Source organism: Streptomyces kaniharaensis, from assembly GCF_009569385.1.
Taxonomy (GTDB): domain Bacteria; phylum Actinomycetota; class Actinomycetes; order Streptomycetales; family Streptomycetaceae; genus Kitasatospora; species Kitasatospora kaniharaensis.
The window spans coordinates 3,949,289-3,969,955 of record NZ_WBOF01000001.1; the positions used below are offsets into that span (position 1 = coordinate 3,949,289).

The 20,667-nt window shown below is 71.1% G+C and carries 15 protein-coding genes and 1 pseudogene; 10 read left to right on the top strand and 6 right to left on the bottom strand.

Going from position 1 to position 20,667, the window contains the following annotated elements; translation table 11 throughout:
- The first annotated feature begins 447 nt into the window (after window positions 1-447).
- The gene (gene glgP, locus F7Q99_RS17840) at window positions 448-3,126 is read left to right on the top strand and encodes an alpha-glucan family phosphorylase (RefSeq protein ID WP_326846801.1); all 2,679 of its coding nucleotides are present in this window, start codon (window positions 448-450) and stop codon (window positions 3,124-3,126) included.
- A 24-nt stretch (window positions 3,127-3,150) separates the two neighbouring features.
- On the opposite strand, the gene F7Q99_RS17845 is transcribed toward glgP, so the two are convergent.
- From F7Q99_RS17845 to glgX, 3 genes are all read right to left on the bottom strand, one after another.
- Complete coding sequence (locus tag F7Q99_RS17845) at window positions 3,151-5,007, bottom strand: ABC transporter ATP-binding protein (protein ID WP_153462707.1); 1,857 nt, start codon at window positions 5,005-5,007, stop codon at window positions 3,151-3,153.
- A complete protein-coding gene (locus F7Q99_RS17850; RefSeq protein ID WP_195911101.1) occupies window positions 5,004-6,833 on the bottom strand; it encodes an ABC transporter ATP-binding protein in 1,830 nt (609 codons plus the stop codon). The genes F7Q99_RS17845 and F7Q99_RS17850 overlap by 4 nt, the downstream gene beginning before the upstream one ends.
- A gap of 117 nt (window positions 6,834-6,950) precedes the next feature.
- On the bottom strand, window positions 6,951-9,176 hold the full coding sequence (glgX, locus tag F7Q99_RS17855; protein WP_153462711.1) for a glycogen debranching protein GlgX: 2,226 nt from the start codon (window positions 9,174-9,176) through the stop codon (window positions 6,951-6,953).
- 262 nt (window positions 9,177-9,438) lie between these two features.
- On the opposite strand from glgX, the gene F7Q99_RS17860 reads away from it, so the two are divergent.
- The 4 genes from F7Q99_RS17860 (at window position 9,439) to F7Q99_RS17875 (ending at window position 14,382) form a co-directional block, all read left to right on the top strand.
- On the top strand, window positions 9,439-10,680 hold the full coding sequence (locus F7Q99_RS17860; RefSeq protein ID WP_153462713.1) for a L,D-transpeptidase: 1,242 nt from the start codon (window positions 9,439-9,441) through the stop codon (window positions 10,678-10,680).
- A 193-nt stretch (window positions 10,681-10,873) separates the two neighbouring features.
- Window positions 10,874-12,166, top strand: coding sequence for a L,D-transpeptidase (locus F7Q99_RS17865; protein ID WP_326846803.1), 1,293 nt, complete (start codon window positions 10,874-10,876; stop codon window positions 12,164-12,166).
- A 240-nt stretch (window positions 12,167-12,406) separates the two neighbouring features.
- Window positions 12,407-13,618, top strand: a complete 1,212-nt coding sequence (locus F7Q99_RS17870; protein ID WP_326846804.1) for a L,D-transpeptidase — start codon at window positions 12,407-12,409, stop codon at window positions 13,616-13,618.
- A 218-nt stretch (window positions 13,619-13,836) separates the two neighbouring features.
- Window positions 13,837-14,382, top strand: coding sequence for an ATP-binding protein (locus tag F7Q99_RS17875; protein ID WP_230210254.1), 546 nt, complete (start codon window positions 13,837-13,839; stop codon window positions 14,380-14,382).
- A 354-nt stretch (window positions 14,383-14,736) separates the two neighbouring features.
- On the opposite strand, the gene F7Q99_RS17880 is transcribed toward F7Q99_RS17875, so the two are convergent.
- The 3 genes from F7Q99_RS17880 to F7Q99_RS17890 all read right to left on the bottom strand — a co-directional run bounded on the left by F7Q99_RS17880 (window position 14,737) and on the right by F7Q99_RS17890 (window position 16,794).
- Window positions 14,737-15,588 carry a hypothetical protein gene (locus F7Q99_RS17880; protein WP_195911102.1) on the bottom strand — a complete coding sequence of 284 codons (852 nt, stop codon included), beginning with the start codon at window positions 15,586-15,588 and terminating at the stop codon, window positions 14,737-14,739.
- Window positions 15,589-15,796: 208 nt separating this feature from the next.
- Window positions 15,797-15,985, bottom strand: coding sequence for a DUF397 domain-containing protein (locus F7Q99_RS17885; protein ID WP_153462719.1), 189 nt, complete (start codon window positions 15,983-15,985; stop codon window positions 15,797-15,799).
- The gene (locus tag F7Q99_RS17890) at window positions 15,982-16,794 is read right to left on the bottom strand and encodes a helix-turn-helix domain-containing protein (RefSeq protein WP_153462721.1); all 813 of its coding nucleotides are present in this window, start codon (window positions 16,792-16,794) and stop codon (window positions 15,982-15,984) included. Before F7Q99_RS17890 ends, F7Q99_RS17885 begins: the two co-directional genes overlap by 4 nt.
- 193 nt (window positions 16,795-16,987) lie before the next feature.
- Here F7Q99_RS17890 and F7Q99_RS17895 point away from each other — a divergent pair, with 193 nt between their 5' ends.
- The 5 genes and pseudogenes from F7Q99_RS17895 (at window position 16,988) to F7Q99_RS17910 (ending at window position 20,664) form a co-directional block, all read left to right on the top strand.
- Entirely contained in the window at window positions 16,988-17,386 is a 399-nt protein-coding gene (locus F7Q99_RS17895; protein WP_153462723.1) for an ATP-binding protein, read from the top strand.
- A gap of 536 nt (window positions 17,387-17,922) precedes the next feature.
- A pseudogene (locus F7Q99_RS43670) lies at window positions 17,923-18,162 on the top strand (EamA family transporter); the annotation flags it as partial.
- Between the two features lie 25 nt (window positions 18,163-18,187).
- The gene (locus F7Q99_RS41220; RefSeq protein WP_326846805.1) at window positions 18,188-18,763 is read left to right on the top strand and encodes an EamA family transporter; all 576 of its coding nucleotides are present in this window, start codon (window positions 18,188-18,190) and stop codon (window positions 18,761-18,763) included.
- Between the two features lie 548 nt (window positions 18,764-19,311).
- Window positions 19,312-19,773 carry a nuclear transport factor 2 family protein gene (locus F7Q99_RS17905; protein WP_153462725.1) on the top strand — a complete coding sequence of 154 codons (462 nt, stop codon included), beginning with the start codon at window positions 19,312-19,314 and terminating at the stop codon, window positions 19,771-19,773.
- Window positions 19,774-19,839: 66 nt separating this feature from the next.
- On the top strand, window positions 19,840-20,664 hold the full coding sequence (locus tag F7Q99_RS17910; protein WP_153462727.1) for a hypothetical protein: 825 nt from the start codon (window positions 19,840-19,842) through the stop codon (window positions 20,662-20,664).
- Window positions 20,665-20,667 lie beyond the last annotated feature (3 nt).

Sequence of the window (20,667 nt, forward strand, 5' to 3'; positions counted from 1 at the left end):
GGGTACGCCCCTGGGCGACCCGGTTTACCCGTGAACGAGCTGGCCGAGTGCGAGGACACGCGTCGGTGCGCGGTGAGCGCCGAATGGGCTAAGAAGATGAGGAACGATCAACGCGAAAAGGATTCGGACGTGCTGCTTCACGGGGGACGCCACCCGTCGCCGGACTCCCCACAGCATCAACGACCTTGGTTCATAGTCGCACTGAGGACAAGACTTTCGCAGCGGTACGGCCGGAGTTTCGAGCTTTGTCCGGAGCGGATGAGCCGTCGGAAATGGATCTGTTCCGCGGTGTTCACGCATTGGTAGCGCGATCCCCCGAAACGTGCGCCTCGCGCGCCCCCCGTACAGACCAATGCGCCGAATGCGATCTCATCAATAGGCCGAACGGATGCCCAATAGCCCACTTGACCCACTGTCATGACAGCCGTCGGGGCTACGCTTCACGCCGTGAAGGCAATCCGCAGATTCACCGTCCGCACCGTCCTGCCCGAACAACTCCAGCCGCTGCACGAGCTGGCCCTCAACCTGCGCTGGTCCTGGCACCCCGAGACCCGGGACCTCTTCCGGTCCGTGGACCCGGAGGTCTGGGCCGCGACCGGCGAGGACCCGGTGCGGCTGCTCGGGCAGGTCCCGGCGGCCCGGCTCGCCGCACTCGCCGTCGACCGGCGGTTCCTGCGCAGACTCGGCGACCTCGCCGACGACCTGCGCGAGTACCTGACCGGCCCGCGCTGGTACCAGGCCCAGGAGGGCGGCGACGCCCCCCTGCCCGCCGCCATCGCCTACTTCTCCCCCGAGTACGGCATCGCCGCCGCACTGCCCCAGTACTCCGGCGGGCTCGGCATCCTGGCCGGCGACCACCTCAAGGCCGCCAGCGACCTCGGCGTGCCGGTCATCGGCGTGGGGCTGTTCTACCGGCACGGCTACTTCCGGCAGTCCCTCGACCGGGACGGCTGGCAGCAGGAGCGCTACCCGCTGCTCGATCCGGACGAACTCGCGGTCAGCCTGCTCCGGGAGAGTGACGGCACCCCCTGCCGGATCGACCTGGCCCTGCCCGGCGGCCGGACCCTCGCCGCGAACATCTGGAAGGCCCAGGTCGGACGGGTCCCGCTGCTGCTCCTCGACTCCGACACGGAAGCCAACTCGCCCGCCGAACGCGACGTCACCGACCGGCTCTACGGCGGCGGCAGCGAGCACCGGCTGCTCCAGGAGATGCTGCTCGGCATCGGCGGCGTCCGCGCCGTCCGCGCCTACTGCCGGCTCACCGGCCACCCCGCCCCCGAGGTCTTCCACACCAACGAGGGCCACGCCGGCTTCCTCGGCGTCGAGCGCATCCGCGAACTGGTCGCCGCCGGCCCGGTCGAAACCGACACCGCCGGCCTCGACTTCGCCGCCGCCCTGGAAGCCGTCCGGGCCGGCACGCTCTTCACCACCCACACCCCCGTCCCGGCCGGCATCGACCGCTTCGACCGCGAGCTGGTCGCCCGGCACTTCGGCGGCGACGCCGCGCTGCCCGGCGTCCCGGTCGAACCGGTGCTCGCGCTCGGCGCCGAGACCTGGCGCGGCGGAGACCCGAAGCTCTTCAACATGGCCGCCATGGGCCTGCGCCTGGCCCAGCGCGCCAACGGGGTCTCCACCCTGCACGGCGAGGTCAGCCGCTCCATGTTCAACGGCCTCTGGCCCGGTTTCGACCCCTCCGAGGTGCCGATCACCTCGGTCACCAACGGCGTCCACGCCGCCACCTGGATCGACCCCTCCGTCGTCCGGCTCGGCGCCGCCGAGATCGGCGCCGACCGCGCCGAGGACGCCATGACCACCGGCGACGCCACGCGCTGGACCGGGCTGGAGAGGATCGGCGACACCGAGATCTGGGACCTGCGCCGCAGCCTGCGCGCCCAGCTCGTCGACGAGGCCCGCCGCCGGCTGCGCACCGCCTGGCGCCAGCGCGGCGCCGGCGAGGCCGAGCTCGGCTGGGTCTCCTCGGTGCTCGACCCCGACGTGCTCACCATCGGCTTCGCCCGCCGGGTGCCCTCGTACAAGCGGCTCACCCTGATGCTGCGCGACCCGCAGCGGCTGCGCGCGCTGCTGCTGCACCCCACCCGGCCGGTGCAGATCGTCGTCGCCGGCAAGGCCCACCCGGCCGACGACGGCGGCAAGCGGCTGATCCAGCAGATGGTCGCCTTCGCCGACGACCCGGCCGTCCGGCACCGGATCGTCTTCCTGCCGGACTACGACATGGCGATGGCCCGGCTCCTCTACCCGGGCTGTGACGTCTGGCTGAACAACCCGCTGCGCCCGCTGGAGGCCTGCGGCACCTCCGGGATGAAGGCCGCGCTCAACGGCTGCCTCAACCTGTCCATCCTGGACGGCTGGTGGGACGAGTGGCACGACGGCCAGAACGGCTGGGCGATCCCCACCGCCGACGAGAGCAGCGGCGTGCTCGACCCGGAGAGCTGCGAGGCCGAGCGGCGCGACGACATCGAGGCCGCCGCGCTGTACGACCTGATCGAGGAGCAGGTCGCCGCCCGCTTCTACGACCGGGACGCGGACGGGCTGCCGCACCGCTGGATCGCCATGGTCCGGCACACCCTGGTCACCCTCGGCCCCAAGGTGCTGGCCGGCCGGATGGTCCGCGAGTACGTCGACCGGCTGTACACCCCGGCGGCCCTCGCCCAGCGGGAGCTGGCGGCCGGGCGTCACCGCGGCGCCCGGGAGCTGGCGGCCTGGAAGGCGAGGGTCCGGGAGGCCTGGCCGGCCGTCCGGGTCGAGCACGTCGAGGCGGACTGCCCGGACGAGGCGCAGGAGCTGGGCAGCTCGCTGGCGCTGCGGGTGCAGGTCGCGCTCGGCGCGCTGGAGCCGGGCGACGTCGAGGTGCAGGTGGTGTCCGGCCGGGTCGACGAGTCGGACGGCATCTCGGACGCCTGCCTGCTGGCGCTCAAGCCGGTCGGCGGCCCGGACCTGGACGGGCGGACCCGGTACGAGGGCTCGCTGGAGCTCTGCCGGACCGGCCCGTTCGGCTACACCGTCCGGGTGCTGCCGGCCCACCCGCGGCTGGCCTCCCCGGCGGAGCCGGGGCTGGTCGCCCTGCCCGCCGAGTCGGCCGGGATGGACGCGGGCCTGCTGCGGTGACCGGGCCCGGCGGGACGGCCCGGGTCAGACCAGGCTGTCCCGCCAGGCCCGGTGCAGCTCGGCGAAGCGTCCGGCGCCGTCGATCAGCTCCCGCGGGGTGCCGTCCTCGACGATCTGGCCCTGGTCCATCACCAGGACGCGGTCGGCGATCTCCACGGTGGAGAGCCGGTGCGCGATGATCACGGCCGTCCGTCCGGCCAGTACGGTGCGCATCGCCCGCTGGACGGCCTGCTCGCCGGGGACGTCCAGCGAGCTGGTCGCCTCGTCCAGGATCAGCACCGCCGGGTCCGCCAGCAGGGCGCGGGCGAAGGCGACCAGCTGGCGCTGCCCGGCGGAGATCCGGCCGCCGCGCTTGCGCACGTCGGTGTCGAAGCCGTCCGGGAGCGCGGCGATGAACTCGTACGCGCCGATGTCCCGGGTGGCCTGCTCGACCTCCGTGCGGGTGGCGCCGGGGCGGCCGATCGCGATGTTCTCGGCGACGGTGCCGGAGAACAGGAAGGACTCCTGAGTCACCATGCAGACCCCGCGCCGCAGTTCGGGGGTGGCGAGGTCGCGCAGGTCGACGCCGTCGAGCCGGATCCGGCCGTCCGTCGGGTCGTAGAAGCGGGCCAGCAGCTTGGCGACCGTCGACTTGCCCGCGCCGGTCGCGCCGACCACGGCCACCGTCTGGCCGGCCGGGATCAGCAGGTCGAACGGCGGCAGCACCTCCTTGCCGGTGCGGTAGGCGAAGCGGGTCCGCTCGAAGCGGACCTCCCGGCCCCGGCCGGCCGGCTCCGGCAGCTCGGCGGGCTCGGCCGGCTCGGCGACGGTCGGCTCGTGGGCGAGCAGGCCGGCGATCTTCTCCAGCGCGGCGGCGGCCGACTGGTAGCTGTTCAGGAACATCGCCAGCTGGTCGATCGGGTCGTACAGCCGGCGCAGGTAGAGCGTGAAGGCGGTGAGCACGCCCAGCTCCACCGTGCCGTCCGCGACCAGGTAGGCGCCCAGCAGCACCACGCCGGTGGTCCAGACGTTGGCGGTGGTGCGGGAGAGGCCGACGTAGCGGGCGAGCTCCAGGAAGCCGTCCGCGGTCGCGGTGGCGGACTGCCGGTTGACCACGGCGAAGGCGGCGTCGTTGGCCTTCTCGCGGCGGAAGGCCTGCACCGGGCGGATGCCGTTCATCGTCTCGGTGAAGCGGACGATCATCGAGGCGGCCGAGGTCCGCGAGCGGCGGTAGACCCGGCGCGAGCGGGTGCGGAAGGAGTGGGCGATCAGGCCCAGCGGCAGGAGCGAGGCCAGCGAGGCCAGGCCGAGCCGCCAGTCCAGCACCAGCAGCAGCACCGAGATGTAGCAGACCGACAGGAAGACGGTCAGCAGCTCCTGGAGCCCCTCGGAGAGCAGCTCGCGCAGCGCGTCGATGTCGCTGGTGGCGCGGGAGATGATCCGGCCGGAGGTGTAGCGCTCGTGGAAGTCCAGGCTGAGCCGCTGGGCGTGCCGGAAGATCCGGCCGCGCAGGTCCAGCAGGATGTCCTGGTTGATCCGGGCGCTGACCTTGATGAACACCCACTGGAGCAGCGGGCTGAGCAGCGAGCAGCCCAGGTAGGCGGCGATCACCGAGATCAGCGGGCCGGCGTCGTGCTCGCGCAGCGCCGGGATGCCGCGGTCCATCGCGACCGCGACCAGCAGCGGGCCGGACTGCAGGGCGGCCTGCTGGACGAGGATCACCAGCATCGCCACGGTGATCCGGGCCCGGTGCGGGCCGAGCAGCGAGCGCAGCAGCGCCCGGGGTGCACCGGGCGGGACGGGGATGTCCTCCTCGTCGGCCGGGGGCGGGGGCAGTTCCTCCTCGAGCGCGTCCGGCGCGTCCTGGGCGGAGGAGCCGGCGGGCTCGATCGTGGTGGTCATCGGGTGGTGCTCCCCTCGGGTACGAGGGCGGCCTCGCCCGACATGAGTTCGCGGTAGTGCGCCGAGCTGTGCAGCAGCTCCTGGTGGGTGCCGACGGCCTCGATCCGGCCGTCCGCGAGCACCGCGACCCGGTCGGCGAGCAGCACGGTGCTGGGGCGGTGGGCGACCACCAGGGCGGTGGTGGAGCCGAGGACCTCGCGCAGCGCCCGTTCGACCAGGGCCTCGGTGTGCACGTCGAGCGCGGAGAGCGGGTCGTCGAGCACGAGGAAGGCGGGGTCGCCGACGACCGCGCGGGCCAGGGCCAGGCGCTGGCGCTGGCCGCCGGAGAGGCTGAGGCCCTGCTCGCCGACCTCGGTATCGACCCCGGCCGGGAGCTTCTCGACGAAGCCGGCCTGGGCGGTGGCGAGCGCGGCGAGCAGCTGGTCGTCGCCCGCGCCCGGGGCACCCATCAGGACGTTCTCCCGGACGGTGGCGGAGAACAGGGTCGGCTCCTCGAAGGCCACGGCGACGAGTTCGCGCAGCCGTTCGCGCGGCAGTTCGCGGATGTCCCGGCCGTCCAGGGTGATGGTGCCGGCGGTGGCCTCGTACAGCCGGGGGAGCAGCGCGGTGAGCGTGGTCTTGCCGCTGCCGGTGGCGCCGACCAGGGCCATCGTCTCGCCGCTGCGGATGTGCAGGTCGATGCCGCACAGCAGGTCGGGGGTGTCGTCGGGGGCGTCGGGGTAGCGGAAGCGGACGCCGGTGAAGCGGATGCCGTCGGTCGTTCCGAGGGCGGTGGCGGTGGCGGTGGCGGTGTCCGGCGAGGCGGGCTCGGCCTGGTCCGCGGGTTCCGGCTCGTCCAGCACCTCGAAGAAGCGGTCGGTCGCGGTGGCGGCCTCGTTGGCGTAGGCGAGCAGCCAGCCGAGGGACTCGACCGGCCAGCGCAGCGCGAGCGCGGTGGAGAGGAAGGCGACCAGGGTGCCGGCGCTCAGCTCGTCGTGCGCGACCAGGTAGGCGCCGACGGCGAGCGCGCAGCCGAGGGCGATCTCGGGCAGGCCGACGATGACGGCCCACAGGTTGGCGAGCAGGTGGGCCTTGCGCAGTTCGGTGCGGCGCAGCAGGTGGGACTGCGCCCGGAAGCGCTCGGCCATCGAGCGGTGGCGGCCGAAGGCCTTGAGGACGCGGATGCCGAGGATGGACTCCTCGACGACGGTGGCGAGGTCGCCGTTCTGGTCCTGGGCGAGCCGGGAGGCGCCGGAGTAGCCGGCCTCGAAGCGGCGAGTGAGCACGAACAGCGGTGCGGCGGGCATCAGGACGATCAGGGCGAGCCGCCAGTCCTGCGTGAACATCACGACCGTGCCGGCCAGGAACATCACCGAGTTCACGATCAGGAAGACCAGCGGGAAGGCCAGGAACAGCCGCATGGTGTACATGTCGGCGGTGGCCCGGGAGAGCAGCTGGCCGGATCCCCACCGGTCGTGGAAGGAGACCGGCAGCCGCTGGAGCTTGGCGAAGAGGTCGCCGCGCATGGCGGTCTCCAGCCCGGCCAGCGGGCGGGCCAGGACCACCCGGCGGGTGTAGAACAGGGCGGCCTCGACCAGGCCGAGGAGCAGCAGCAGGCCGGCGAGCGGCCAGAGCCCGGCCAGGTCGTGCTCGGCGAGCGGCCCGTCGACGATCCGGCCGAGGACCACGGGCACGGCGAGGACGCTCATCATGGCGAGCACGGCGGCCGTCACCGAGACGGTCAGCTGGCGGCGGACGGCACGGGCGTAGGGCCGCAGGCGCAGCAGGGAGCGGACCGTGGAGCGGTGCCCGGTCGCGGAGGCGTGGTCTTGTCTGTTCTCGGCCATCGTCGTGAGAGTAGGCTGAGGCTCCGTCATATCTCATCCGGTTTTTCGCCCCTGCCGTGCCGGCTGACGAGAACCGGCCATCGGAGAACGCCGAGGTCGGGCGCCGGCGCCTGGCGGTCACTCCGTCCGCGGATCCGGAGCGGGTGCCCGCAGCAGGTGCAGCGAACGCCCGCCCAGCACGACGGCCCCTCGCGGCTGCGGCCCGCCCGTGGCCGTGGCGGCCGTATCGACGAGTGTCTCGTACGGGGCCTCCGGGGCGGCCCAGGGTTCACCGGGCAGGGTGAACACGACGGGCTCGTAACCGGCGTTGAGCAGGAGCAGGAAGCTGTCGTCCCGCAACGGGCGCCCGGCCTCGTCCCGTTCGGACATCGCGGTGCCGGAGAGCAGCATGCCGAGGCAGGCCGTCGGGGAGAACCAGTCGGCCTCGGTCATCTCCTTGCCGAGCGGCGTGAACCAGGCGAGGTCCGGCTGGCCGCCGGGGGTGGCGGCGCGGCCGGAGAAGAACGCCCGCTGCCGCAGCACCGGGTGGGCGCGGCGCAGCCGGACCAGCCGGGCGGTCAGCTCGCACAGCTCCCGCCAGCCGGGTTCGTCCAGCAGGGACCAGTCCAGCCAGCTGACCTCGTTGTCCTGGCAGTAGGCGTTGTTGTTGCCGCCCTGGGTGCGGCCGAACTCGTCCCCGGCGGTGATCATCGGGACGCCGGCGGAGAGCAGCAAGGTGGCCATCAGGTTGCGCAGTTGGCGCAGCCGCAGCGCGTTGACGGCCGGGTCGGCGGTCTCGCCCTCGGCGCCGTGGTTCCAGGAACGGTTGTCGTCGGTGCCGTCCCGGTTGGCCTCGCCGTTGGCCTCGTTGTGCTTGCGGTCGTACGAGACGAGGTCACGGAGCGTGAATCCGTCGTGCGCGGTGACGTAGTTGACGGAGGCGTACGGGCGGCGGCCGCCGCGCTGGTAGAGGTCGGAGGAGCCGGAGAGCCGGTAGCCCAGCTCGCGGACGTCCGGGCGGGCGCCGCGCCAGAAGTCCCGGACGGTGTCCCGGTACTTGTCGTTCCACTCCGCCCACAGCGGCGGGAAGCCGCCGACCTGGTAGCCGCCCGGTCCGACGTCCCACGGCTCGGCGATCAGCTTCACGCGGCTGAGGAGCGGGTCCTGCGAGACCGCCGCGAGGAACGGGTGCTCCATGTCGACGGCGTCGCCCGCCGGGCCGCCGCGGGCGAGGGCGGCGGCGAGGTCGAAGCGGAAGCCGTCCACTCCCATCTCGGTGGCCCAGTAGCGGAGCGAGTCGGTGACGAGCCGGATCACCTGCGGGCGGCGGGTGTCCAGGGTGTTGCCGCAGCCGGTGTAGTCGGCGTAGCCGCGCGGGCGGTGCGGGGCGAGGCGGTAGTAGGCGGCGTTGTCGATGCCGCGCAGGGAGAGCGTCGGTCCGAGCTCGGAGCCTTCGGCGGTGTGGTTGAACACCACGTCGAGGATCACCTCGATCCCGGCGGCGTGCAGGGCACGGACCATCCGCTTGAACTCGCCGACCTGGCCGCCGCGCGAGCCCGAGGCCGAGTAGCCGGCGTGCGGGGCGAAGTAGCCGACGGTGTTGTAGCCCCAGTAGTTGACGAGGCCGCGTGCCTGGAGGTGGTCCTCACTGGCGTACTGATGGACCGGCAGCAGCTCGACGGCGGTCACGCCGAGGCGGGTCAGGTGGGCGATGGCGGCCGGGTGGGCCAGGCCCGCGTAGGTGCCGCGCAGGTCGGGCGGGATGTCGGGGTGGCGCATGGTGAAGCCGCGGACGTGCAGTTCGTAGAGCACCGTCTCGGCCCACGGCGTCTTCGGGCGGTGGTCGTCGTACCAGTCGTCGTCATCGTGGACGACGACCGACCTGGGCACGTACCGGGACGAGTCGCGGTTGTCCCGGACGGTGTCGGCGACGTCCGCCTCCGGCCAGTTGCGCACGGCGCCGCTGACGGCGTCGTGCGAGGTGTAACAGCCGTCGACGGCACGGGCGTACGGGTCGAGCAGCAGCTTGGCCGGGTTCCAGCGGGCGCCCGTCCACGGGTCCCAGCGGCCGTGCACCCGGAAGCCGTACCGGGTGCCGGGGCGGACACCGGGGAGGAAGCCGTGCCAGATCTGGAAGTCCTGCTCGGTGAGGCGGTGCCTGCTCTCCTGGCCCGCCTCGTCGAACAGACAGAGGTCGACGGCCTCGGCGCCGGCCGCCCAGAGCGCGAAGTTGGTTCCGGGGCCGCCGAGTTGGTCGGTCCGGAAGCGGGCGCCGAGCGGCTGCCAGCTGCCGGGCCACGGTGGCTCGGCGGTGGCCCCGCCGCGCGCCCGCACTCCGGCTTCCAGCTCCTGCCCTGACGCCATGGCTGTGCCCTCCCTGGACGGGGTGTCCCGGACCCGTTCACTTCAGCTTTCCCGGTTTGTGCTGATCGGAAGCGGCTGAACGGGGGCTTACCGGCGGATGGACTCCGCGCTGCCCCTCCTGCCGTGCCCCGCTCGATGGTCCGGGGCTCCCGTCCTGCGCCCCCCGGCCCTCCTCGTGCGGTGTCCCACCCCCTGCTGCCGTGTCCGGCCCGGATCGTCCTCGTTGTTCCGGGTATTCGACGTGAACAGTGGGAGGCCCGGAATGCGGCGCCAAGGACGGGTTTGGGCGCGACGGGCCGCGGCGGCGGCCTGGTGCCTCGCCGTGCTCACGGGGTGCGGTGGCGGGGGTTCCCCGGCAGTCCCGGCCGAGGACGCCGCTTCGTCCGGCGTGAACACCCCGCCCCCGCCGCCGTCCCGGGCGGTCCTCACCGCCCTCCCGGCCGACGGCGCCCAGGACGTTCCCCCGGAGGGCCCGGTCCGGGTGACCGTGGCTCAGGGCAGGCTGGTCTCCGTCCGCCTCGCCGACGCCAAGGGCGCCGAGGTCCCCGGCACCATCACCGAGGACGGCGCCGCCTGGACGCCCGACGGCCTGCTGCCGCTCGGCACCGCGTACGCCCTGGACGCCGTCGCCGAGGACGACCAGGGCCAGAAGGCGGCCCAGCACACGGCGTTCTCGACGGTCGCCCGCGCGCACACCTTCGTGGCCTTCTTCACGCCCGAGGACGGCTCGACGGTCGGCGTCGGCATGCCGGTCTCGCTGCGCTTCAGCCGCCCGATCACCGACCGGGCGGCGGTCGAGAAGGCCGTCCGGGTGAGCGCCGACCCGCCCGTCCCGGTGGCCGCGCACTGGTTCGGCAACCAGCGGCTGGACGTGCGCCCGGAGCACTACTGGGCGGCCGGCACCAGGGTGACGGTGGCGCTGCGGCTGAAGGACGTGCAGGGCGCGCCGGGCGAGTTCGGCACCCAGACCAAGGAACTGCACTTCACGATCGGCCGGGCCCAGGTGTCCACGGTGGACCTGGACGCGCACGCCCTGACCGTCCGGGCCGGCCAGGGCGGCAGGGTGGTGAAGGTGCTGAAGGTGTCCGGCGGCAGCTCCGACCACTCGACCTACCGCGGGGTGATGGTGGTCTCGGAGAAGTACAAGGTGACGCGGATGAACTCGCAGACCGTCGGCATGGGCGACGAGTACGACATCAAGGACGTCCCGCACGCGATGCGGCTCACCGCCTCCGGCACCTTCGTGCACGGCAACTACTGGGCGGACCCGGGGGTGTTCGGCACCGCGAACACCAGCCACGGCTGCGTCGGCCTGGCCGACGCCAAGGGCGGCGCGAGCCGGGACACCCCGGCGGGCTGGCTGTTCGAGCACACCATCCCGGGGGACGTGCTGGAGGTGAAGGCCTCCCGCGGGGACTTCGTGCCGCCGGAGAACGGCCTCAACGGCTGGAACGTGCCGTGGGAGCAGTGGGTGGCGGGCAGCGCGCTCGGCCCGTCCCGGTAGTCCCCGGCGATCCTGCCGGTGCGTCTTCACCGGCGGTCCACCCCCGCTTCACCCACCTCCCCTCGGGATTCACCCGGACCCCCCGGTTATCCTGCTCCGGCGCGCCGAGCCATGGCGCGAAAGATCGGCGTCCGGTGCAACTCGTGGGGGCACTCAGCGCGTCAAGAGAGTGGACACCGGGAGGGGAGAAACCGTGAGCACGGGGAAGGCGGCCGGCGCCGCGATACGTACCACCAGCCGCTTCGGTAGCAGGGGCTTCGGGCGCAGGGGTGCGGTGGCGTTGGCCATGGGCGGGGTGCTGCTGCTCACCGCGGCCTGCAACGACGACAAGACCGGCGGCGACAACGCCGGGGGCGACAGCACCGCGGCGGCGACGGCGGCTGCGGGCGGGACCGCGGCGCCCTCCGGCGCGCAGGGCACGTCGGGCGCGCCGAAGACCTCGGCCGCCGTGGTGGCCGTCTCGGCGAAGGACGGCGCCCAGGACGTCGCGCCGAACGGGCTGGCGGTGTCCGTCTCCAAGGGCAAGCTCAGCTCGGTCGAGGTGACCGACAAGAACGGCAAGCCGGTCGAGGGCGCGATCACCCCGGACGGCACCGGCTGGAAGCCGGCCGCGAGCCTCGCGGTGGGCATGGCGTACAAGGTGAACGCGCAGGCCAAGGACGCCGAGGGCCTGGTGGCCGCGTCCACGACCACGTTCACCACGCTGACGCCGGAGAAGAAGGTCTCCACCAACGACAACATCCAGGACGGCGCCACCTACGGCGTCGGCATGATCGTCTCGGTGGAGTTCACCCGGGACATCAAGAACAAGGACGCCGTCGCCAAGGCGATCGCCTTCGAGACGAACAACGGCACCGAGGTGAAGGGCCACTGGTTCGGCGACCGGCGACTGGACTTCCGTCCGGCCGAGTACTGGAAGCCGGGCACCAAGGCCACGATCAAGTACCGGCTGAAGAGCGTCGAGGTCTCGCCGGGCGTCTACGGCGACGTGGACAAGGACGAGCCGTTCACCATCGGCCGTTCGATGGTCTCCACCGCGGACGCCAAGGCGCACCAGATGACGATCGAGCGGGACGGCAAGAGCACCACCGTGCCGGTCACGCTGGGCGCGGACGCGACGCCGTCCTGGGGCGGCACGATGGTGATCATGTCCAAGGAGAAGGTCACCCGGATGAACTCGCAGACCGTCGGTCTCGGCGGCGAGTACGACATCCAGGACGTGCCGCACGCGATGCGGCTGACCACCTCCGGCACCTTCGTGCACGGCAACTACTGGGCCAACCCCGCCCCGTTCGGGAAGTCCAACGCCAGCCACGGCTGCATCTCGATGGCGGACGAGAAGGGCGGCAGCGACGCGTCCGTCGCGGGCAAGTTCTTCAACGACTCGATGGTCGGCGACGTCGTCAAGATCGTGAACACGAAGGAGAAGCCGGTCTCGCCCTCCAACGGGCTGGGCGGCTGGAACGTGGCCTGGGCGAACTGGTAGGACGCGCGGGCGGACCGGTTGAACCCGTAGGGCCTACCCGCTGGTAGTCCCGCTAGTCCCGGTTCCTAGGATCTATCTGGTCGAGCGGTCCGATCCTCACCCGTTGGGGTCGGGCCGCCCGGGTTTTCGGGGCAGGATGCCCCTCGAATGGCGCAACCTTTCCGGTGGTCAGCGCGTGTATTGGTCAGGGTCCGCGGGTTTCCCGGGGGGTCCGCGGGGTTTCAGAGGGAGGGGATCGACGTGAGGTCGATACGCAGGGTGGTGGCCGCCGGTCTGGTCGGCGGGATGATGGTGCTGACGGCCGCCTGCAACGGCGACGGCAGCGGAGCCAAGGCCGACCTGGGGGCCGGTGCCGGCAGCACGGCCTCGGCCGGTGCGTCCGGCGCCGCGAGCACGGCGCCGAAGGTGTCGCAGGCCGTGGTCAACATCGAGCCGAAGTCCGGCTCGGTGGACGTCGCGCCGAACGCGCTGAAGATCGGGGCGACCGGCGGCAAGCTCACCACCGTCAAGGTGAGCGACAAGTCCGGCAAGGAGATACCCGGCACGATCGCCGCCGACGGTTCCACGTGGACCCCGTCGTCCGGCCTGTCGGTCGGCACCGCCTACCAGGTCAGCGCGATGGCCGCGGACACCAACGGCGTCGTCGCGACGGCCGACAGCAGCTTCACGACGCTGACGCCGGAGGCGCTCGCCAAGGCCGCCGACAACGTGGACGACAACGCCACCTACGGCGTCGGCATGATCGTCTCGGTGAACTTCAGCAAGGACGTCAAGAACCGGGACGCCGTGGTCAAGGGGATCAGCTTCGAGACCAACAACGGCACCGAGGTGAAGGGCCACTGGTTCGGCGACCGCCGGCTCGACTTCCGCCCGTCCGAGTACTGGAAGCCGGGCACCAAGGTGACCGTCCACTACCGCCTCAAGAGCGTCGAGATCGCCCCCGGGGTGTACGGCACCGACCGGGACGAGCCCTTCACGATCGGGCGATCCCAGGTCTCGACGGTTGACGCCAAGACGCACAAGATGACCGTCGTCCGGGACGGCCAGAGCTCCGACATCGACATCACCTCCGGCTCGCCCGAGCACCCGACCTGGAACGGCACCATGGTCATCATGTCCAAGGAGGGCGTGGTGCGGATGCAGTCCAGCACCCTGCCCGGCATGACCGGCTCGCCGTACGACCTCGAGGTGCCGCACTCCATGCGGCTCACCGACTCCGGCACCTACGTGCACGGCAACTACTGGTCCGACGCCTTCGGCGAGGACAACGTCAGCCACGGCTGCGTGGGCCTCAAGGACGTCAAGGGCGGCGGCGACTCCACCTCCATGGGGAAGTTCTACGACGGCTCGCTCGTCGGCGACATCGTCGTCGTGAAGAACTCCACCAAGAGCGAGACCCTCGACCCGTCCAACGGTCTGAGTGGCTGGAACCTGACCGGGAGCGCCTGGTAGGAGCACCTTCGCGGAACCCGGGCCTGACGGACGTCGAGCCCGGGTTCTGCCGTCTTCGTGCCCCTGTCGCGCGCTTGTTCTGCGCCTGCCCTGCGCCTGCCCTGCGCCTGTCCTGCGGTTGTCTCGCACACGTGTTGCACGGGGCATATGCCGGTTCGGGGGTGATCGTTTGCTCATTGTCCGTACGCGCCTGCTTGCGTTCCGCAATGATGGGTCGCATGGCGGGTTGGGGCGAAACAGATCAGTCATCAGTTCCCGGAGCCGGAACGGTCGCCGAGGCGTCCTGGATCGACGTCCAGTGCGCGCTCTCGGTCCTCGAGCGGCTCAGCTCCTCGGAGCTGGAGGAGATGTACTTCGGCCGGCTGTGCGACCAGACCGTCCCGAGCGAGGTCCGGCTGCCGTCCCGGCCGGAGTCCGGCCCGGTGGCCCGCCGCCTGGTGCTGTCCGTCCTGGAGTCCTGGGACCTCCACCAGCACCTGGAGGCCGGGGAGTTACTCACCAGCGAGCTCGTGTCCAACGCGGTGCGCCACGCCGCCGGCCGCACCATCGGCCTCCAGGTCAGCCGCAAGCCGGGCTGGGTGCGCGTCGAGGTCCGCGACTCCTCGCGGGCGCTGCCCTGCATGATCATGGCCGAGCCGCGGCCCGTCAACGAACGGGGGCGCGGCCTGCGGATCGTCGACGACCTGTCCGACCGCTGGGGCGCCGATCTGCTGCCGCGGGGCAAGGGCGTCTGGTTCGAGCTGAAGATCCGCGAACTCCACTGATTCTTCCGGACTCCCGCGCCCGCCCGCCTGGGAATACACGCAGGGCCCCCGACAGCGCCGCGGTCCGGCGGATGGGGGCCCCTGCAAGTCATCGCGCCGGCCAAGGGGGTGCGTGCCGCGCGATGGGCGTCGACTGTGCCAGGTCGGGCCAGTCGAAGTTCTGGGTGCCCGGGGCGGCGCTCTGTGGCGGCCGTCATCGGGTTGCTTCGACTATCGCACGGATCTCAGCATGCGGGCAAATCGGTCAGCTTGGATTGAAAGGTTTGTAACCTACTTAACCTTGGGAATTTGCATAGGTTAACGCTGACACCCGTGAATATTCATGATCCGATGGCTGAGCCTCGACGGGCTGCTCTACGCCCCGGTGGCGTTGCCCGGGGTGAGGGAGTTTGCACGGCGGGCCGGGGTGTAGGTGCCGATCACTTTGCGTACCTGGGTGGCATAGGTGTGCACGGCGGAGGGGGAGAGGCGGGCCTTCGGGGGCGGGGTTCGGGGGTCGCTTCGACACGCACGGCAGAGGCCGCCCAGAAGGGCGTGCGCGGCGCAGGGGGTGCGGCAGTCGGTGCACTCCGCGATGCGGGTGGCCTGCTGGCGTTCCGGGGGCATCTTGTCGAGCAGACGGCGGCGGGTGAAGGCGGCCGGGCAGTGGACGCCCGGCGGGAGGCCCGCGACGAGGGTCGCCGTGAACAGGGCGGGTGAGGTGCCGCGCGCGAGCCACTCGGCGGCAAGCGGTTCGAGGGCCTCGCAGTCGGCGGCCGAGAGCGCGAGGCGGGCGTCAGCGAGCCCGAGGCCCGCGAGGGCTGTGTAGGCCGGGGAGTGGGTTCGCTCCTTGGGGGGATCGGGTGCGATTTCCGTTGACGTCGAGGACTCGCCGGTGGTGAGGAACTCGGCCCACCAGGTGTCGCTGCGAGGCGTCCGGGAGAAGTAGGTCCGGAACACCCACTGCGTACGGTCGGCGCCGACGCGTTCGCGGACCCGGCGGAGGTGGCCGGCGGCGGAGAGCTTGTTGAGGGCCGTACGGACGGCCATCTGCCCGTAGTGGGGCTGGCCGGCGGCGAGCGTCTTGACGTCCATGGCGGCGCCGTCGGGCAGCCGGTCGATGAGGCTGGCGAGGTACGCCTCGCGGGCCGGGAGGTGCGCGAAGTCGCTGTCGGCTTGGGGAAGTTGCCCCGGAGCGGACTTCTTTCCGTACCCGGGCGCGGCCATGGGAGTAAAGTCGTGGGTAGCCACAGGATCGACTTCCTTCGATCGTGCAGGTCAGACCCCCGTTCGGTGTTGGCGCACCGGCGGGGGTTGATTTGTTAGTGCGCACGCTACACGGCGGAACGCGCCGTGGTGAAGTGGTAACTATTAGTCATATCTGCTGCGCGCATGGGTGGTTGGAAGGTGGTTACCCACCCATTCCTCTAGGAGGTCACTCGACCGCAGAGGCTTGAGCTTCGGGCGCAAACGCGACGAACGCCGCCCACGCTTCGGGCGAGAAGCTGAGGGTCGGGCCGGCCTTGTCCTTGGAGTCCCGGACGTGGACGGTGGGGCGGGAGTAGGCCACCTCGACGCAGTTACCGCCCTGCGTATCGCTGTAGCTGGACTTGAACCACTTCATAGCTCCTCCGCCAGTGCTCTGATGAACGATTCCGACTCCTCAATGCTGAGGGCCTGCGAGCGGATCATGCCATGGCGCTGTACGAGGACACTCACCTTCTCGATGTCGGCATGCAGGACCCCTGCGTACTGTCCTTCAATGTAAGCGAGTTGCTCGTGCTCTGGGGTTTCGAGCAGAACCATCGGACCCTCCAGCGCCACATAAGCCACACGGTCGGCGGGCAGTACCTGGATGGTGACGTTTCGCAGTTTGCCGATGTTGAGCAGGTGTTCAAGCTGCCGCTTCATAACTCCCGCATTGCCGACGAGCGCGCGGAACGCTGCCTCGTAGATGACGAATCCGAACATCACGGTGGGCGAGCGGCGCAGCTTCTCCTGCCGCTGGATCCGACTGGCCACGCGAGCCTCAATGGTCTCGTCATCCAGTGGCGGGTATGAGTGGCTGATCAGTTCTCTGGCGTACTCCTCGGTCTGGAGTAGGCCAGGAATGAGCAGAGCGTCGTACGAGTGGATCGCAATGGCCTCGACCTCGGCGTCCGTGAACCCCTGCGAGTAGGACGGGAACTTCTCCGGCTTCAAGTAGTCCACCGCCCCGAGCAGCATCCCCCTCGCATTGCACAACTCATCGGCAACAGTGAGAAGTTGGAGTGACGGCTTCCTCCTCCCCGCCTCCATCGACCGCACGCTCTCGTAGTCGTAGCTCGCCGCCGTGCTCAACTGCTCGCGCGTGACCCCGGCCTGCTCCCGCCAGCGCTTGATCTGATCGCCGCAGTACTTCCAGGCCATCGGGTTCTGCTTGGGCGTGGTCATCCCGGACCCCCTCGTCGTCCCTGGTCAAGCAGCGGTCGAAGCTCACGCTGTACCAACGGTGTGACTACTGAGGGTATGCCTGGATCCCGACCCTTGAAGAGTGAACTGGCCGAACTCAGCCCTTGTGAGTGAAGCCTTCCCTTTCTCTCCAAGGACGTTGATGATTACTCAGCCCGTCCCGACCGTCGAGTGGATGTCTCCCCGTCACCCCCGCACCCCCGGGCGTGCCCGCGTGCAGCTGCTCCGGCAGGCCTTCGAGTGGCAGGTCCCGGACGAGTCCACGGAGATCGCCGCGCTCCTCCTCAGTGAACTGGTCACCAACTCCTGCCATCACGCCCGAGCCCCGCGCGACCGCCTCATCGGCGTCCGCCTCCTCCTGCCCAGCCCCACCCTCTTCCGCGTCGAGGTGTCCGACGCGAGGCCCGATCTCCCCGTCCCCCGTCACGCCGCTCCGGACGACGAGTCCGGCCGCGGCCTCGAACTCGTCGCCGCCCTCGCCACCTCCTGGGGCGCCCACCCCCGCGGGGAGGGCTACATTGGCAAAACCGTCTGGTTCGAACTCGTCCTTCCTTCGCCCGTGCCGTGGTCCTGAGGAAGCGCCGAACCTCAAGCGTGCATGCCGCGGGCTGGCGGGGAGAAATATGTAGGTCGGTCTACCGATTCGCCAGCAGCAGTGTGGGGCGCCGGGCTGCACAGGAAGTCGGCGGGTCCGACTTCCTGTGCGAGGCGTCCTGAGGTGCCGTGCGGAGCCCTTGGGAGCAAATATGTAGGTCGGTCTACATATTTGCCCGGGGGCGGGTTGAGCTGCGTAGGAAGTCGGCCACACCGACTTCCTGCGCAGAGTCCAGGTACGATCGGCCCGTGAACTTGTACTGGCACGTCGTTCTGCCACCGCTCTGCGCCTGATCGGGCGCGCGCTGGTGGCTTGACCCCGCGACCCTGGCCGGCTTTCCCGCCGCCAGAGGTCTGCTGCGTGCGCCCGTTCTCGAAACCAGTTCCCACGACGGTCTTCGACGACGGAAGTTCACGACTGTGCCGAACCGCACCCTCACGCCTGCCCGCTCGCTTCCCGCCACCCCCAAGGCTCCCAGCCCGCTCAACGGGCCGCTTCAGATCCTGGTCGCCGCCGTGCTGTGGGGCACCACCGGGACCGCCAGTTCCCTCGCCCCCGCCGGGGCACGCTCAGCAGCCATCGGCGCCGCCGGACTCGTCCTCGGCGGGCTCATCCTCTTCCTCTCCACCGGCACCGCCCGCGCCCTGCCCCGCGCGTGCACCCGCCGTGAACGGTGGCTGCTCGCCCTGGGGGCGGTGGCGGTGGCCGGTTACCCGGTCACCTTCTACCCGGCCGTGACCCGGACCGGCGTGGCCGTGGCCACCGTGATCGCGCTGGGCAGTGCGCCGGTCTTCACGGGCCTGCTCGCCTGGCTCACCCGCCAGGGCCCGGCCGACCGTCCGCTGGGCCGTCGCCACCACCACGGCCGTCCTCGGCTGCACGATCCTCGTCCTCGGACCCGAACTCGCCGGCGGCGCCACGCCCGTGGATCTCCTCGGCGTCCTGCTCGCAGCGCTCGCCGGTCTCTCCTACGCCGCTTACTCCCTCGTCGGCGGCAACCTGATCGCCCACGGGCACCCGTCCGGCGGCGTGATGGGCGCGATGTTCGGCGGGGCCGCGCTGCTCGTCCTTCCCGTCCTGCTCCTCAGCGACGACCGGTGGCTGCTCACCCTCCGCGGCACGTCCGTCGTCCTTCACCTCGCCGTGATCACGACCTTCCTCGCCTACCGCCTCTTCGGCCACGGCCTCCGCCACACCACCGCGCAGACCGCCACCACCCTCACCCTCGCCGAACCAGCCGTAGCCGCCATCCTCGGCGTCGCCGTCGTCGGCGAACGTCTTCCTGTCGCCTCCTGGTTCGGCCTCGCCGTGCTCGCCGCGGGTCTGGCGTTCCTCGCCCTGCCGACACGTTGCTGAGAGCGCCTGGTTGTTGCAAGGCGACGAGGGTCCGCGGTCGTCGAAGCGAATGCCTCTGGCACGCGGCGGGCAAGTAGCGGTCGGTCCCTACCGCGCAGGAAGTCGGCCTGGCCGACTTCCTGCGCGTTCATCTTCAGGGGGGTGACGCGATCTGTGCAGGGTGAGGAGCCCGGCGAGGGGTAGCGGGCAGGCCGCACCGCCGAGACGAACGGAAATATACCGACTGGTCTACATAGGTCGACCGGTCTACATAGGTTGCCTTGTGGAGAGATCGGCGCGCGCAGGAACTCGGCTGGATCGACTTTCTGCGCGGGCAGGCGGGGCGGACGAGCGCGCCTCAGCCTCAGGAATGTAGACCGGTCTACATAATTCTTGCCCCCAGGGGCTGGGCTGGCCGAGGGCTGGCCTGAGCCGGGCGCCTGTCGAGAGGCCGTCGCAGGGCCGACGAGTTCGCAGCCTGCGCTAGGGCGCCGGGCACTGGGGGAACAAGTCGGCAGCTGTGCAATGTTTCTGACGTCCCATCGGTCTCATGAAACGGAGCTCGCCCCATGTCGAACACCACCCCGGCGGACCTCGGCCCGCTCGACATCCTGGCCCGCTACCGACAGGCGATGCTCGACAAGGATGCCGACGCCCTGGCCGACCTCTACGCGGTGGACGCCGTGCACGATTTCCCGTTCCTCTTCCCCGGCGTGCCCGAGCGCTACCAGGGGCGCGAGGAGGTCCGCGCGGGCTACCGCCGCAGCTGGGGTGCGAGCCCCGCGCAGCCGCAGGAGATCCGCGAGGTCGCCGTCCACCAGAGCGCCGACGCCGAGGTGATCACCGTCGAGCAGGTCGTGATCGGGACGGTGGCCACGACCGGCAAGCCGTTCCGCGTGCCGGGCCTGCTGGTGATCCGAGTCCGCGAGGGGCGGATCGTCCACGTCTGCGACTACATGGACGGCCTCGGCGTCGCCCACGCGATGGGCCGGCTGAGTGCCGTCGCGGCCAGCCTGGAGGGGACCGCCTGACCCGGCGGCCGTGCCGAATTCCGGTGAGTCCGGTGGACGTCCTGTGAGAGGGTGATCGTTCTGATCATGAACAGGGGGGATCCTGTGCGCTTCACCGGGTGGGTGCCGGCCGGGCTGGCCGTTCTGGCGGCCGTGTCGCTGGCGGGCTGTGACGCCGCGAAGGACACGTCGGCGGACGCGAACACGCCTACGGCGGTGGGGAGTTCACCGATACCTGGCTCCGCGACGCCGAGCGAGGACACCGGTGCGCTCGAACTCGCGAAGAAGGCGAGGGAGGCGCTGGCCGGTGCGGCGACGGTGACGCTGCGGGTGGACAAGCCGCACACCGAGCAGGTGCGGGTCTGGAGCCAGGCGGTCTCCTACGACCGGCAGGGCAACTGCGCGGGTGAATCCGGCTACGCCCACGGCAAGATCTTCTTCCGCGCCATCGGGAACGAGAGCTGGTCCCACACCGACCGGGAGTGGGTGGAGGCCAACCGCGGCGGCACGTCCGACGAGAACATGGAGGCCGTGGTCGCCATGATGCTCAAGTGGCAGCCCGTCCGGCCCGACGACGAGGCGGTGCGGAAGGAGTACCGGGACGACTGCACGGAGCAGGGTGCGCTGGACCTGATCTGGAGCGAGGCGCCGGGCTACAAGACCATGAAGGTCGTCCGGGCCGGGACGGGCACGGTCGACGGTACGCCGGTGGTGATCCTGCGCTCGACCGGGTACGCGGGCGTCTCGACCGTCTCGGTCGCGGCCGAGGGCGCCCCGTACCCGGTCAAGGTCGAGTTCGCCCCCTCCACGGGGGCGCGGCCCGCGACCACGTACACCTTCAGCGGCTTCGGCGCGCCGCTCCAGGTCGAACGGCCCAAGCCCGAGGAGATCTTCGACTCGAAGAACAAGTGAGCT